The sequence below is a fragment of the Sporosarcina sp. 6E9 genome (genome assembly GCF_017921835.1).
Classification (GTDB): Bacteria; Bacillota; Bacilli; order Bacillales_A; family Planococcaceae; genus Sporosarcina.
Map to the genome: position 1 here is coordinate 170,864 of NZ_JAGEMN010000001.1, position 15,322 is coordinate 186,185.

The following is a 15,322-nucleotide window of genomic DNA, read 5'->3' on the forward strand; positions in this document are numbered from 1 at the left end:
TGGGAGGCAGCTATGACTAAAGATGAGTTACGAACAAGACTGACAATATTACGCGATCAACATGTCATTAACGAACGGGCTTACGAAGTAACAAACATGGCTTTTGATAAGCTAATCGAATGCCTACAAGTAGACGATGTGACACAAGCAGAAATGTTGTTTACGCATTTACCAACAGCACTCACAAGAATTTCACAAGGTGAAGATGTTGAAGGGCCGTCAGCGGAAATGCTGGTAGAAATTAAACAATCCGAATACTATCCAATCGCTAGACAACAAGTTGACTATATTGAGAGCGTTTGGAAGGAAGCGATACCAAAAGCAGAAATTGATTTTTTATTATTACATTATACAAATGTCATTACGATAAACCAGGGAGGCAATCAGAATGAAAATTGTTGTTGGAGGACAAATGGAAAAGAAAGAAATTGAACGAATGATTAAGGAGTTTGATCCATCGATTGAAACGACGATCAAATCTGATGTCGAAGCTGCAATGGCACTTAAAACGGGACAAGTTGATTATTATTTAGGGGCTTGTCATACAGGTGGTGGCGGTGCATTAGCGATGGCCATTGCCATCATTGGCCGAAATCAATGTGAAACCGTATCGATGCCAGGAAAACAGCCAGTAGAAGAAAAAGTGATCGAGGCAGTTAATGAGGGTAAAAAAGCATTTGGATTCACAGGGGATCATGCAAATCAAGCTGTTCCAATGATTTTACGAGCCATTAAGAACAAAAACTAACTAAATTCAACCAGGGGGAGTGGGAAAAATGGAAACATTGTTTATCGTTTTAATAGGTGCAGTAGCAGCCGTATTGGCTAACCAAAACATTGCTGTCTTTAATGATGGGTTACGTCCAATCGTTTCTGAACATGTTCAAGGAAATTTAAAGCGGAGAGATTTAGGTCTAACTGCATTTGCTATGAGTTTTGGATTGGTAATTGGATTTGGGATTCCTTTTACCATCACGGCGAGTATTATTTTAGTGCATAGTATTTTACTAGGTACTGATATCATTGGTTTAGTTGCCCCAAAAAATAAGTGGGGGAGTACAGTTGCGGCCATTGTCGGCGGTCTGTACGGGTGGGGTTTGTTAGCTGGGTTGGAAGGCTTTGTGAAATTATTTGAACACTTACCTGTTAACTTCTTAGATGCCATGGGCGAAGTTGGAACCCCAGTTGTGGTTACATTTATGGCTTTTCCAGCAATTGCTGTTGCGATGCAGTTTAGTATTCGTAAAGGTGTTTTAACCTTTGTAGTCGCGGCACTTGTTCGTCAGTTAGCTGTGTTTGTGAATACAGGTGGTTTTTTATCAATTGGTGGCAATGCGATTACGTTAAACCAAGAAGGTATGGCGTTAATTGTTGGAATGATTTTCCTATTTACTTATGCCATTAAAGAAAAAACGACTGATGGTTCAACAATTGATTTAGCAGCTGTTTTTGGTGATAAAGTGAAAGCGATCCGTAAAAATGTTGTTTTCTTCATGATCATTGGTGCGTTAATCGCGGGTGCGACGAACCTCTTATTAATGGCAGGAGATCCGATATCTTTAAGCTTACTTGCAGATGGGCAAAAGAATGATGCTGGGATTGCAGCAGCGGCTAGGGCCATTGGCTTTATCCCGTTAATCGCAAGTACAGCCATTGTAACGGGTGTTTATAGTCCAGTTGGATTTACACTCATTTTTGTTGTGGGTCTTTTCTCTCCAAATGTATGGATTGCGGTTATTGTCGGTGCCATCGTTATCTTTGGAGAAGTAATCCTGTTAGGATCAATTGCACGTTTCCTAGACAAATATCCTGGCGTTCGTAATTCTGGTGATAACATTCGTAATGCGATGACAAAAATTCTTGAAGTTGCTTTATTAATCGGTGGTGCGAATGCAGCTAACCTCATTGCACCTGGATTTGGTTTCTTCTTTATCGCAGGATTCTATCTATTGAACGAAGTAGCAGGACGTCCAATCGTGCGTATGGCAATTGGACCAATTGGCGCGATTGCGGTTGGAATTATCGCGAATATCTTAGTGTTGCTAGGCATTATGGCAATTCCATCATAAAACCAGTCTATGTCTTAATCGCATCTTAGGAGTGAATGATAATGATTCAAACTGTACAAGGGAAAATTAAAAAAGAGGATTTAGGAATATGTGCGGCTCATGAGCATCTTTCTATTGATTTATCAAGAATCAAAAATGATCCAGATACAATTTTAGATGATGAAGCGGGCATGGCGTCTGAATTAGCGCATTTTCACCGTGCTGGTGGGCGCTCTATGATTGAGTTAACCAATGAAGGTATGGGTCGTGACACTGAACGGCTCAAACGTCTTAGTGAACAATCAAACATTCATATCATCACATGTACCGGTTTTTATAAAGATCCATTTATCCCAGAATTTGCACAAGGTTGGGACCGTGATCAATTTGCCGCGCATTTCATCCGTGAGATTGAACATGGGATTGGGGACACGGGAATTTTTCCGGGAATCATTGGTGAAGTAGGTACAAGTCACAATGAAATTAAACCGGTAGAAAATGAATTAATCATCGGTGCTGGCATGGCCGCTTTAAAAACAGGTGTAACTGTGACCACCCATACGACCCTGGGAACGATGGGAATTGAGCAAATCGATATGTTGTTTAAACTAGGTGTCCCAAAAGAACAAATTATTATTGGGCACCAAGATTTAAACGCCAATAAAGATGAAGTGCTTGAGGTGCTGCAATCCGGCGCTTATATCGGATTTGACACGATTGGAAAGAATAATTATAGACCTGATGAAGAACGCATTGCATTTTTACTAGACTTTATCGAACGAGGATATCATCAGCAAATTCTCTTATCGGCAGATTTAACGAGAAAATCTCATTGGCGAAAGCATGATGGACCTGGTTATGACCTTGTTTTAAGGGATTTTATACCTGCATTAAAACAAAATGGCGTAACAGATGAAATGATTGATGATTTTCTCATCCATAATCCAGCAAATGCATTAGCAATAAAGGAGCGGTAATATGGCTTATGATTTCTCTAAGTTAAAATATGCAGAATCAGTTATTCCGTCCAGGAGTATTCAAGAGGCACAGGATTTACAATTTAAGTTAGTCGATTGTATGCGTAAGCATTTTACCGGCGATCAATTTTTGTCGCTTGGTGATTTGGGCGTCGTTCCTGGATTACAACGACCAGCGCAAACAAAACGAGTTGAGGAAACTTTAGCAGACTTTTTTGGTACAGAAAGCGCGGCTTTAGTGAGAGGTGCAGGTACTGGTGCCATCCGTACAATCTTAAGTACATTGGTTGAACCAGGTGATAAGATGTTTATTCATCAGGCACCTGTTTATTCAACAACGGTAGAAACCTTTCGTTCACTTGGTATTGAAACGAAGCCTGTTGATTACAATGATTTGGCTGCGGTTGAAGAAACCTTGAAAAAGGATACGACATGTAAAGTGTTTTACATTCAACATGCGAGACAACAACCGACAGATACGTATGATCTTAAAGTGGTTATTCATTTAGTCAAAATGGTGCGTCCGGATGTCACCATCGTCAGTGATGACAATTACTGCGCCTTGAAAGCATATGGAATTGCTGCCGAATACGGTGCGGATTACTCTACATTCTCTGGGTTCAAGGTGCTTGGACCCGAGGGAATTGGTGTCATTGCAGGAAAAAAAGAAGCAATCTCATTATTACAACATCGAAATTACTCTGGTGGTGGACAAGTTCAAGGTTACGAAGCGATGGAATTATTGCGGATGATGACATTCGCACCCGTTATGCTTGCGATACAAAACGAACAAGTCCAAGAGGTTTGCCAACGATTAAATGAAGGCGAGATTGCTGGTGTCGAATCAGCCTATATGGTCAATGCGCAGTCAAAAGTAGTCATTCTTGAGTTGGATGAGCCAATTGCGCAACAGGTGATTCAAGCAAGCAATGAATTAGGTGCAGCGACACATCCCGTTGGCGCGGAATCGAAATATGAAATCCTACCAATGATTTATCGGGTGTCAGGTACATTTCTTGCGGCCCAACCAAGGTTGAAAGAATATGGAATTAGGATTAATCCGATGAAATCAGGTGCTTCGACCGTATTAAACATCCTAGATAAAGCCATTAAACAAGTAAAAGAAGCGCGCGCATAATATAGAGTACGGGAGGCTACTTCCATGTTTTTGGACGTTACAAAACGAAGAAATTCCGAATTAATTAAAACGGGCGTTACGCTACATCAGGCGGGGGAAATCCCGCCTAACACCTATATCATTGATGTAGATATTTTGCGAGAAAATGTAAGGAAATTAGTTCAAACTGCAGATCAAGCTATGATGGAATTATATTTAATGTCAAAACAATTAGGCCGTTTTCCTGAGATAGCAAAAATCATTGTGGAAGAAGGCATTACAAAAGCTGTGGCTGTAGATTTTGATGAAGGAAAAATATTGGCTGATCACGGAATAGCAATTGGGAATATTGGCCATTTAGTTCAACCTGGAAAACATCAGTGGGCAGAGGTATTAAGCTGGAAACCTGAAGTGGTCACGATTTTTTCGTATGAACGAGCGAAACAACTTTCTAATGCAACTGAACGATTAGGCGTTAGCCAAGACATCATCCTGAAAGTATATGATGAACAAGATATGCTATATCCCGGTCAAGAAGGCGGTATCTTATTACAAAATTTAGCTGAAGAAATCGATAGCATTCAGCAACTTCCAGGTGTGGATATTGTGGGGCTTACAACATTTCCTAATCTACAACTAAATGCTACCAAGACGGAAATGGTACCAACCCATAACTTAACAACGTTACTTGAAGCTAAAAAAGTCTTGATTCAAAAAGGAATTGCAATTAAGCAAATCAACGGGCCAAGCGGAACAAGTTGTGAAACGATTCCATTTTTAGCTGCGCAAGGTATTACGCATAGTGAACCGGGTCACGGGCTGACAGGGACAACCCCACTTCATGCCTTTAAAGATCTACCGGAAAAACCAGCGATTATTTATGTAACGGAAGTGTCGCATCAGGTTCGTGATAGCTATCAAGTCATTGCGGGTGGCTATTATGGTCGCTCCAATATGGAGGGCTGTTTAGTCGGAAGTGATCCAAATTCTATCTTCAATCAATATGCAAAGGCCGAACAGTTGAATCCCGACTCCATCGACTATTATGGACTCATTAATCATCAGGATGACTTTTCGATCGAGATTGGAGACACCGCGATATTTGCCTTTCGCACACAAATCTTTGTCACCCGGGCTCATGTTGCTTTAGTCGAGGGAATCCAAAAAGGTCAACCTAAATTGATACATTTTGAAAGGAAGTGGTGACATCATGGCTAAAATGATGTTACTCGTGATCGACAGTTTTGGGATTGGTGCAATGGATGATTGTAAAGATTATGTAGCGACAGACTGTCAGGCGATGACTTATCAACATATTCGAGAGATTAAAAAAGAAAAACTCCATATCCCAACGATGTATTCTCTCGGACTTGGTGCACTTGTCGATGGCAAATCTGAGCCAGGGAATGCTTTTGGGTATTCAAAATTAGCCCATCACGGCGCTGATACGTATTTAGGACATCAGGAGATTGCCGGGAGCTGTCCGAAAAACTCAACTAAACGATTGATGAAGGATATCCATCAAGACATGAAACAAGCATTAGAAGAAAGCGGTTATGAAGTACGCTATCCAATTGAAGGGAGTCCAATCCTTTTAGTGAATGAAGCCGCTGTTGTCGCAGATAATTTAGAATCAGCTGTTGGAAATATAATTAATATAACAGCTGATTTTAAAAAGATGCCTTTCAGAGAACTGAAAAAACTAGGAAATGTCGTCCGTAAAAACGTAGATACGTCTAGAGTAATCGCTTTTGGTGGCCCTCACACGTCGATTGAAAAAATACTTTCTTGTGTTGAGGAGACCGATCAAAACCAATGGGGCGTAGACACCCCAAAAGCAGGTGTCTATGGAAAAGGCTACGAGGTCTACCATATGGGTTATGGAGTAGAAGTAGAAAAACAATTCCCAATGATAGCGGCAAAACATGGACTACCTGTCTATCGTCTCGGCAAAACAGCTGATGTTCTGCACGGTAAGGGCGTTGCAGAGCCGATTGTCGATACGACCCAGTTATTAAAGCGAGTAGCCGAAGCATACCATCAAGAAAAAAATGATGCTGCATTTTTAATTAATGTTCAAGAAACGGACTTAGCAGGTCATTCCGAAGATGTTGATTGGTATGCCGCTTTACTGAACGAAGTCGATAGTTGGTTGACGGATTTTATCCCAACGATGGTAGCAGATGATCTACTCATTATCATGGCTGACCACGGTAATGATCCTACCATAGGACACTCCAACCATACGAGAGAATACGTCCCAATTCTGATTGTCGGTGAAAAGGTGAAAAAAGCGAATATTGGTTTACGCAACACAATGTCAGACATCGGCGCGACATTGTGTGACTTTTATGGATTGCCCATGACTGCAGAAGGAACTAGTTTTTTAGATGAAATTATCGATCGGAAGGAATTTATGATTTCGTGTAAAGTGAGTGAATGACAGTGGGTTACAATAATATACTTCTATTCAAAAGACGATTTCTATCATTTAAAGAAATCGTCTTTTGGTGCGCTTTGAATTCAATGTTTACAACAGCTTAACCCGTCACTTAATGGATATATTTTTTATCATTGGTACTTCATCTAAATTTTTTATGTTTATTTGCTTTTAATAATTCTTTTAATAATATCATGATTCTCTTCTTTGGAATTTAAGGTAAGCTCAAAGCACTTTTTTGATTCGCTATAATATGCAGTGACACTCATATCATCTAGTAATATATTACTTCTAATATCAGTAAGAGCATCTACTAAAGAAATATGTTCCTGTTTTTTATGGCTATAGTCATTTAACCCGGTTTTATATTCTGCTTCTAAAGTGATATATCTGCGATCAAAATAATCATCAGCTTTGATGGGGTTAAATTTTCTGCGATACAAACTACCGTTTAAATATCGCAAATCAGGATAGAAATCCTCTTCTATATATTCGGCATCCGAAATACCATTACTAATATAATAAACCTGACAATTAATCTGATTGTTAATTTTCCATCTGACTGTTAATCGAATTATTTCAGAGTTGTAATAATAGGATTGATAGCTTTTACCTGAATTCGATAGATCGAAAAAAAGTTGTAATTCATTTTCCGTTATAGGCTCATCTATTTTCAAAATCTCATCTTTTAGTGGGAAAGAGTCATATTTTCTGAATGGATAAATTAATCCGTGCTTATTAAATGACTTTTTTGTAAAATATAATGATTCGTATTCTGCTTCTAAACTATTCATCTTCTCTTTAATGCGTTCGATTTCTTTGATTTCAGTTATACAAAAGTTTAAATAATCAAACTCATAGTTTTTATTTTTAAAATAAGTAGCTAGATACTTTTTTGCTGGAATGTCATTTTCAAAAATAACCTTTTTCATTCTACCAAGAAGCAGTTTATTTTCACCGACACTAGTCTTAGAAAGTGATGATATAATTGCTTCTTCCAGGTTACTTATTTGGTTAGAGTATTCGGTGTATAAGTCATTTATTCTTTTATAGTCTTGATCATATCTCTCTGAGGGAAATTCTAATTCAATTTTTAATGATTCATATTCACTTAAGATGTTAGGACTAATCTCTTCTGATTCAGAAATTAAAAATGACTTTAAAAAGTTGAATCGGGAGTATCCGAAGTCGGTAAGATTTTTCAAATTGTTGAACTCCCAAATTTTTAATTTTACCGAATCCCCATTTGTTTTGTTATAACCATCCTTAGTATCAGTGAGAGATAGTAATTGATTAAAGCCGAAAAAACTACTCAAAAACTCTTGAATAAGCTGTCTTTCAAGACTAATGGACTCATCTTGATCTGTATTTTTAATTATTACCATTTTTAAGTCAGATAATTGACAGTTATTATCTACCATGTATTTGAATATTTTACATGATTTATAGGAACCTTCATAAAAAGGAATCGTGTTCCTGAAAAAATATCTGTAGTACTCATTATAGGAGAGGCGATTAAGTGCCAATATTTCTTTTTTATGTTCTTTCCATCTTTTTTGAAAGTTATTAGTTCTACCAATATAGATAGGCAGCACGGAAGATGAAGTGAAATTATCTACATAAAGAAGATATACTCCTGATTTTTTATTTTTTGTAAAGTTATTAACGTGATTATTTCTTCTTAGATTAATCAATTCCAGTACTTTTCTTTTAATAACGTTAAACGTTTCAGGTACTTCATCATTCATATTTATAATCCCCTTTAGAAGATTTATTTTTAATATCATTAAATTCCATTTTTGCGTATCCTTACAACACCCAGCGTGATTATAATTGAAGCGCCATTGAACAAGTTTTAAAACCACGGTTAGTTCTTGAAGTGCATATTCGTTAGAAGTATCAGTCTCATACTCGTCTATTCGCTCGTGCATTTTTTATTGGCCTGTGATTAAGTATTAATTGATTTTGGGATAGGCATAGTCTTCTTTCACTTTTGGAACCTTCTTACTGATTGTAGCATGATTTATGTCGATTCGTTAGACTATTAAGTATATATTCAGTAGGAAAGACTATGTGCTTAAAGAATTAGAAAGTAAATCGTTTCCAAATAAAATGAATGGAGTTATGGTTCATTGGCATGATTGTATAATAAAGAGACAGAATAAAATATATTCAAACATTGTTTTTTACTTAATGCTGGTTTTGGTATTAGTGCGCTCTTATACAGTGAGAACAGTAACCGTTCAAAATGTAGATTTAACACCATATTGTGAAGTAGGGCGAGCAGGTAACGAATTTATTATTTAATTAGCACTTCGTTCATCTGACTTATAAATGAGAAATACTTTTTTTCTTAGGGGGATATACATTGCGAGAGAAGGCCGGTTGGGAATTAAAAGAAGGTTCAACAACTTACGGGAATGTTTCAGAAAATCAGTTTGACAGTGATGAATAGAACGTTTTCTAGCCAATCTAAAAAACAACTTCTTATAAATATGCTTTAATTCGTGCGCTATTAGAATCACTATACCAAGTCGATATGAATTTAAGAATTTCATTTGAAATAATAGCTACATCATTCTCCAAGCTTTATTGGAATTTAATAATAAAACATCAGTATACACAGGGGAAAAATGCACGAATTCACACAATTTTATCGGATATCCAACTTCAACATCAGTTGCCAAGCGAAATACCCTATGATAGCTTATCAGATTTGATCAAAAACCAAGTTCACTCAGAGATACAAAATGCGATTATTAATAAGTATGTACTAGGCGCATTATATAAAGATACAGACGGTTTAATATATGGGTTCAATAAAAGGGATAAAATACTACAATTCAATCCTTCGGCGTATAAGTTTTTACTTAAATTTCAAGAAGTGTTTTTAGGCTGAATAACTACGAGTTAACAAAATTCATTCAATCACGAAATGAATTCCATTCCAGTGAAGTGATTATCAATCACATAGAAAACATCACAAAACGAGAACCATTAATAGAGTACCGCGAGCTATTACTGACATATTCAGAACCTCGTTGTTTTTATACGAATGCCAAGTTAGTAGAGGGAAAGGGAAGGATAGTCGTGGATCATTTTATTCCGTGGAGTTTTGTTCATAGTGACAACCTCTGGAATTTCGTTTTGACGACACCTTCTTTAAATAGCAGGAAAGGCAGCAAACTCCCATCAAATGAATATATCAATAAATTGTTCCAACGAAACGAGTTGTTAACAAACGTGAAGGATCAAAACGTACGTGAAGAGTTTGCGAAGTATAAAGAAAGCACGGTTGAGAAGCTGTATGGCTACGCTGAAATAAATGGATTCCAAACTGGTTGGAATCCATGATTTAATTTCAGGGCGCATGTATGTCACCACCAGAAATTATTTACCTCTTATAATTTGATGATATAAATTAGAGGATTTACTCCATTTATGCCGAATTATGTCATATGGGGGTGGTTGTGTGGATACAATTACAGAAGCATTAACTGAAGGACTAAATAATGCAGCAACGCAGTTTATTAGTCTGGCTTTAATCATTGGTGGTGCTTATATTATTGCTTACTTACTGTTAAGTTTTATAAGGGTGCCCAAAGAAATCAAGAATATATTATCATCGATAATCACTGCAATAGCGGGGTATTTTGCTTACATAGAAATATTTTTAACAGTGTAAGTGTCATATATAGGGGAACGGTATTATATTTGATGATAGGTTTTAGTGGGCGTATCAGGGATGGATTTTTAGATTTGTACTTCTAGGCACCTCAGCTTTGCAGACGAGAGCAAAGTATGGATCCTTGTGATAATCGAAGAAGAACAGCACTTGAGGGAGCGTGTGTAAATGGAAAAACGTGACTTTATTTCAGATGAAGAGTTCGATCGGGTTTTTGATGAGCAGACAGAAGAAATTAATGAGCAATTAGAGCGTGAAATTTTAATAGCCATGATTGGTGATGTAAATGCGGGGAAATCATCTACAATTAACCGCTTGATGGGCAAGGAGGTTGCCCTAGTCGGCGCAAAGCCTGGAGAAACAAAGGACGTCAAGAAATATATTTATAAAGATCAAATTGTATTTGTCGATACACCGGGATTGGATGATATTCAAAGTGAGCACTCAGCGGAGACCATGGAGTTTTATAAAAAAGCAGATATTGTTTTATTTTTCTTAAATGCAGCCGGAACGGTTTTATCTGAAACGGAGTTAGCTTCTTTCAAGAAAATTGCTAAAAACAATAAATCAATCATCTTTGTTTTGAATAAAATTGATGCAGCAGAGGATATTGAGGGTTTAGTGAAGTATATACAAGATCATACGAATTACGATTACCCAGTGGCGCCCATATCATCCAAAACCGGTGAAAACTTTGGGATGTTGCAAGATGAAGTTTTAAAATTATTGGAGATTGTAGGAAAAGATATCCAAATGGGAAAGCATATGGCGGATAAATCCCGCACAGCTAATAAGTGGATTTTGGCGGCGGGAGGGTCGGCGGCTTCGATTGGCGCAATACCAATACCAGGAGCTGATTTTGTTCCGTTAACCGCATTGCAAGTTGGCCTTATGTTACGCTTGTCCACATTGTATGGTAAGCCTATTTCCAAAGATAATGCGAAAGAGTTAATTCTCGCAACAATTACTGGGAATGTAGGGAAAACTATTTTCCGACAAATTGTAAAGTTTGTACCCGGGGCTGGGACGGTTGCGGGCGCAAGTGTTGCAGGTGGAATGACACTCGCACTGGGCTATGCAGTTAGGTATGCTCATGAAAATAACATCGAGCTGACTTCAGCAACACTGGACCCGATTTATAAGATGTTTTTGAATAAAAAGTAGGAAGCTAGATTGCCAACTAATCAAGTTTTTAGCTTTAAGAATATTTGGTTACCTCTGAAATTGAGGTATCTTCCATTATTTAATGATTGAAAGAAGAAAAAACCGTTACCCCAGAAGGGTTTGACGGTTTTTTATACTCAAAATACACCTTAGTGAAAGGTTAGTTTATGCTGCTTTTTTTCTTTTACCTAAAGATAATGTTGCAATACCGATAAGTGTAAGCATAAATCCAATAAGCAAGATCGAATAAAAAGATGTTGCTGTTTTAGGCAGTTTTGTTGATCCGCCAGTTGTTTTCTTCGTATCGGTTAAAACGATTAATTTTTTTCATCATCCCCTGTCTTTTTCACAACAACGTCAGTTTTTTTCGGATCTGTCGTTTTTTCTGGATCAACCGGTTCAATGGGATATATATATATATAGGCTCAACAGGTTCCTGAGGCTTCTTATCAAATGGCATTTACTTGTAAGCGAAGATTAATTCGCCAATTAGGAATATACCATCTACCCCGCTGCCAATATCATAATGGAAATAAACAACACCATTATCTACACCATAATTAGTAACTGGTAAGCTTGGTTCATACCTTTAAACAATTCATCCTTCGGTAGTTTTAAAGATGCGATTTCATTCGATGTAATCTCCACTCGTACAGTTTGAAAGTCTGCTGTATCCGCATAATCAACCTTTATCGCACCAATCCAGGCTGAAGGATTACTAATTTGATGGGAAGGCGTTAATTCTACATCAGGCCCGGCAAGGACTTGGGAAACATTTAAACAATTGGACCACTACTACCTACAATATATGGAAGATCCAATTCCGCGCGAATATAAACTGTTTTTTTTAAGCCTGGAACAAATACACCCGGTTCTTCTGGATTAGTTGGCTCAGTTGGTTCTGCCACATCACCATCTCCTGGTTTTTCTGGCTTGGTCACTTCATCCAAAACAATGATAGTAATTTCTCCATCATCTTATTGGGCTTATTAATTGGAACAAAATAATTTAGTTCCCCACTGGTATAGAAGTACAAGATGAACAGAAAGGTAAGAGATTAATGAAACGCAGTGCCATAAGAGGAAATGTATTCAACTAAAATTCCTTCAATTTCCGCCAACCTTCTACCTTTAGTTGCAGGAGTATGGTAAAATGGTAGTATAATTTACCATCTTCGTAATATTGTAGTAGATTCCACTTTTTAGAAGATACGGAAGATTTATTCGCAGGTAAGGGGATATACATCTTACTAGGTATTGATTGAGGTGAATAGGCAGATGAGATTGAACGTTGAACAACAAAGAATTGTAGAAGTAGAGCCTACAGGGCATATGTTGGTAAAGGGCGTAGCTGGATCGGGAAAAACGAGTGTAGCGATTCGCCGCATTCAATTTTTACGTGACAATTATTGTCCAGAAGAAGATGATAATATATTACTAGTTACTTTCAATAAGACATTAATCAAGTATATTCAACATCAATATGAAGAGTTAGAAAATCATGAGATGAATCATCAACAAGGTTTGTTACGCCATAATATTCAAGCAGATATTAGGACAGTAGATCAACTCATGTACCGTTATTTTATTAGTTATCAAAAACGACATAATGTTACCTATAAGATTGTAAGTGCTCCGGAAGCGAGAAAAGTTTTGCAACAATCAATTTTAAAGGTGAAACCATACTACGGGAATGTTAAATTATTGTCTCTTAAGAATAGTAATTTTTTGATGGATGAACTTGACTGGATAAAAGCGTGTAATATTCCTGATTTAGAAACCTATCAGGAAATAGACCGAATTGGCCGTGCCAATGGTGGGGAAGGAAATCCGCAAAAACTATCTAAGAACTCTAAAACAAGGGAAGCCATTTATCGTTTAATGGAAACTTATGACAAGTATTTGCTGCATAAAGGGTTTGTAGACTTCAAAACGATGAATAAGCTAGCTTTACAAGAAGCGGAAAAGAAAGTGTTTCGCCCCTACACACATATACTCATTGATGAAAGTCAGGATTTGTCTAAAGTACAATTGAAATTTTTAACGTTACTTCATGCTGATAAATCTTATGCATCAATTATGTTTGTAGCGGATAACACACAAAGTATTTATTCCCAGTCGTGGCTAGGAAAAGGACGACCTTACACAACGATTGGTTATGATATGAGTGGAAAAGCACGAACTTTATCAAAGAATTACCGAACAACAACAGAAATTTCCAAAGTGGCCTATAACTTAATCGAAAATGATGTACACATTAAAGGAAATGTGGATTTTGTACAACCTTCTTTAATCGATCGACATGGACATCCACCAATTTATCGCATATTTCCAAATCAAAAGAAACAAGCTGAATTTATTATAGATCAAATAAAAAAACTGCAAAATGATTATCAGCTTCGTGATATTTGTATCATCGCGACACGTCATAATTTGATAGACAATGTAAAAGGTCAATTTGAACAAGCACAAACTTGTGACAGACTGGCGGAAAGTAATCCAAACTTTGCTGGAGACTCAGTGAAGTTAACGACGATGCATTCTATTAAAGGACTAGAGTTTAAGGTGATTTTTCTGATTCACTTGGACAATCAAGTAATTCCAAATCAGATGTTTGGCATGGAAGATGATGATACAACTGATACGGAGGAAAGACAATTATTGTATGTCGGAATGACAAGGGCGAATGAGCTACTTTACATGTCATCAGTTGGCAAACCTTCATACTTTATGAATGAAATCAATCCAACATATATGCGTTTTGGAAAAGATCTAGCATTACACGCCTATCAATCAATTCCTATACCAGATTATCAGTTAACGAATCAAATTGTAGATTTAAATGCAAGAGAAGAAAAGGTACGTCAATGGATGCTTCGGGAGTTAGTAGATACATACGGCTATCCACTCGATTTAATAACACTTGAATATCCAGTACAACAGTTTTCCAAACGGGGTTACGTCGATATCGCCATTTCGATTGAATCAAATGACAAAAGAGTTCCATATTGTTTTATAGAAGTAAAAGCATTTGCTAGTGGGATTGAAATAGGATTTGACCAGCTACAATCTTATATGTCTGCAAATCAAGATGTCCACTACGGTGTTGTGACAGATGGCGTAGAAATCAAAATCATTAATCGTAATGGCGAGGAAATAACGGATATCCCTGCTTGTCAGCCACAATTTTTACCAAGTACTAAACATACCCGAATCTATAAAAACCTACGTAACCGCAACGCATATCAATATGTTCAAGAAGTGGATTATGAAAAGGATATTGATATTATCGATTCAATGACAGGGTTAACCATAGGTTGTGATGTTGATCATGCGGTACCGTTAATTGGCAATGTAGCAGCTGGTATTCCGACAACAGCCATTCAAGATTTTGAGGATTCTATTCTACTTCCAAGAGAATGGATGATAGACCCCAATCATACATATGCACTTCGCGTAACTGGCGATAGTATGATAGATGCGGATATTGACAAGGGAGATATCGTTATTGTGCATAAACAAGAAGCGGCAGATAATGGCGATATTGTCATCGCGGTTATTGATCAGGAAGCAACTATGAAAGAATTCATGTTAATGGGCGGAACGGTTTTACTAATTTCTAAAAATAAAAGTTACGAGCCAATCCAAATGAATTCAGAAGATGTGATGATTAACGGTAAAGTGATTGGTGTATTGAAACAGTGAAATGATTTAATTTTTAGGTACCTGTGTGAGAGACTATTCAGTTTCAGTTTCTGAACTACAATGGCATAAAATGGGGGATCTACTATATAATTAACTGCCCCCTGTCAAGTAGACAGTGGAAATAATAAAATAATTCTAGGCGGCTTCAGCTCTATATTCTATTCTATAGGGCTAGTCAATGATTACT

General features: G+C 37.2%; 15 protein-coding genes. 12 read left to right on the top strand and 3 right to left on the bottom strand.

Annotation, left to right across the window (positions count from 1 at the left end):
* Positions 1–12: 12 nt before the first annotated feature.
* The 7 genes from J4G36_RS01070 to J4G36_RS01100 are packed head-to-tail and all read left to right on the top strand — an operon-like array spanning position 13 to position 6,585.
* Complete coding sequence (locus J4G36_RS01070; RefSeq protein WP_210467977.1) at positions 13–432, top strand: PRD domain-containing protein; 420 nt, start codon at positions 13–15, stop codon at positions 430–432.
* The gene (locus J4G36_RS01075; RefSeq protein WP_210467978.1) at positions 389–748 is read left to right on the top strand and encodes a DUF2620 domain-containing protein; all 360 of its coding nucleotides are present in this window, start codon (positions 389–391) and stop codon (positions 746–748) included. Before J4G36_RS01070 ends, J4G36_RS01075 begins: the two co-directional genes overlap by 44 nt.
* Positions 749–776: 28 nt before the next feature.
* Positions 777–2,069: a YhfT family protein gene (locus J4G36_RS01080; RefSeq protein WP_210467979.1), complete on the top strand. Its 1,293-nt coding sequence runs from the start codon at positions 777–779 to the stop codon at positions 2,067–2,069.
* Positions 2,070–2,110: 41 nt separating this feature from the next.
* The gene (locus tag J4G36_RS01085) at positions 2,111–3,025 is read left to right on the top strand and encodes a phosphotriesterase family protein (RefSeq protein ID WP_210467980.1); all 915 of its coding nucleotides are present in this window, start codon (positions 2,111–2,113) and stop codon (positions 3,023–3,025) included.
* A gap of 1 nt (position 3,026) precedes the next feature.
* Positions 3,027–4,163, top strand: a complete 1,137-nt coding sequence (locus J4G36_RS01090) for an aminotransferase class V-fold PLP-dependent enzyme (RefSeq protein WP_210467981.1) — start codon at positions 3,027–3,029, stop codon at positions 4,161–4,163.
* A 24-nt stretch (positions 4,164–4,187) separates the two neighbouring features.
* Positions 4,188–5,348, top strand: a complete 1,161-nt coding sequence (locus J4G36_RS01095; protein ID WP_210467982.1) for an alanine racemase — start codon at positions 4,188–4,190, stop codon at positions 5,346–5,348.
* Between the two features lie 4 nt (positions 5,349–5,352).
* Entirely contained in the window at positions 5,353–6,585 is a 1,233-nt protein-coding gene (locus tag J4G36_RS01100) for a phosphopentomutase (protein WP_210467983.1), read from the top strand.
* A 158-nt stretch (positions 6,586–6,743) separates the two neighbouring features.
* On the opposite strand, the gene J4G36_RS01105 is transcribed toward J4G36_RS01100, so the two are convergent.
* On the bottom strand, positions 6,744–8,330 hold the full coding sequence (locus J4G36_RS01105; RefSeq protein ID WP_210467984.1) for a GIY-YIG nuclease family protein: 1,587 nt from the start codon (positions 8,328–8,330) through the stop codon (positions 6,744–6,746).
* A 791-nt stretch (positions 8,331–9,121) separates the two neighbouring features.
* Here J4G36_RS01105 and J4G36_RS01110 point away from each other — a divergent pair.
* The 4 genes from J4G36_RS01110 (at position 9,122) to J4G36_RS01125 (ending at position 11,431) form a co-directional block, all read left to right on the top strand.
* Positions 9,122–9,481, top strand: coding sequence for a hypothetical protein (locus J4G36_RS01110; RefSeq protein WP_210467985.1), 360 nt, complete (start codon positions 9,122–9,124; stop codon positions 9,479–9,481).
* 56 nt (positions 9,482–9,537) lie between these two features.
* Complete coding sequence (locus J4G36_RS01115; protein ID WP_210467986.1) at positions 9,538–9,936, top strand: HNH endonuclease domain-containing protein; 399 nt, start codon at positions 9,538–9,540, stop codon at positions 9,934–9,936.
* 118 nt (positions 9,937–10,054) lie between these two features.
* Complete coding sequence (locus J4G36_RS01120) at positions 10,055–10,267, top strand: hypothetical protein (protein ID WP_210467987.1); 213 nt, start codon at positions 10,055–10,057, stop codon at positions 10,265–10,267.
* A 168-nt stretch (positions 10,268–10,435) separates the two neighbouring features.
* Positions 10,436–11,431, top strand: coding sequence for a GTPase (locus J4G36_RS01125; protein ID WP_210467988.1), 996 nt, complete (start codon positions 10,436–10,438; stop codon positions 11,429–11,431).
* Positions 11,432–11,596: 165 nt separating this feature from the next.
* Here the strand turns inward: J4G36_RS01125 and J4G36_RS18810 are convergent, their stop codons facing one another.
* Entirely contained in the window at positions 11,597–11,749 is a 153-nt protein-coding gene (locus J4G36_RS18810; RefSeq protein WP_210470371.1) for an LPXTG cell wall anchor domain-containing protein, read from the bottom strand.
* Between the two features lie 458 nt (positions 11,750–12,207).
* A complete protein-coding gene (locus J4G36_RS01135; protein ID WP_210467989.1) occupies positions 12,208–12,381 on the bottom strand; it encodes a hypothetical protein in 174 nt (57 codons plus the stop codon).
* Between the two features lie 327 nt (positions 12,382–12,708).
* Between J4G36_RS01135 and lexA the strand changes: the two genes are divergently transcribed.
* Positions 12,709–15,135 carry a transcriptional repressor LexA gene (gene lexA, locus J4G36_RS01140; RefSeq protein ID WP_210467990.1) on the top strand — a complete coding sequence of 809 codons (2,427 nt, stop codon included), beginning with the start codon at positions 12,709–12,711 and terminating at the stop codon, positions 15,133–15,135.
* Positions 15,136–15,322: the final 187 nt, after the last annotated feature.

Bases quoted from the DNA above. Each gene is read 5' to 3' on its own strand.
- J4G36_RS01070 (WP_210467977.1), top strand. From the start codon at position 13: ATGACTAAAGATGAGTTACGAACAAGACTGACAATATTACGCGATCAA.
- J4G36_RS01075 (WP_210467978.1), top strand. From the start codon at position 389: ATGAAAATTGTTGTTGGAGGACAAATGGAAAAGAAAGAAATTGAACGA.
- J4G36_RS01080 (WP_210467979.1), top strand. From the start codon at position 777: ATGGAAACATTGTTTATCGTTTTAATAGGTGCAGTAGCAGCCGTATTG.
- J4G36_RS01085 (WP_210467980.1), top strand. From the start codon at position 2,111: ATGATTCAAACTGTACAAGGGAAAATTAAAAAAGAGGATTTAGGAATA.
- J4G36_RS01090 (WP_210467981.1), top strand. From the start codon at position 3,027: ATGGCTTATGATTTCTCTAAGTTAAAATATGCAGAATCAGTTATTCCG.
- J4G36_RS01095 (WP_210467982.1), top strand. From the start codon at position 4,188: ATGTTTTTGGACGTTACAAAACGAAGAAATTCCGAATTAATTAAAACG.
- J4G36_RS01100 (WP_210467983.1), top strand. From the start codon at position 5,353: ATGGCTAAAATGATGTTACTCGTGATCGACAGTTTTGGGATTGGTGCA.
- J4G36_RS01105 (WP_210467984.1), bottom strand. From the start codon at position 8,330: ATGAATGATGAAGTACCTGAAACGTTTAACGTTATTAAAAGAAAAGTA.
- J4G36_RS01110 (WP_210467985.1), top strand. From the start codon at position 9,122: ATGAATTTAAGAATTTCATTTGAAATAATAGCTACATCATTCTCCAAG.
- J4G36_RS01125 (WP_210467988.1), top strand. From the start codon at position 10,436: ATGGAAAAACGTGACTTTATTTCAGATGAAGAGTTCGATCGGGTTTTT.
- lexA (WP_210467990.1), top strand. From the start codon at position 12,709: ATGAGATTGAACGTTGAACAACAAAGAATTGTAGAAGTAGAGCCTACA.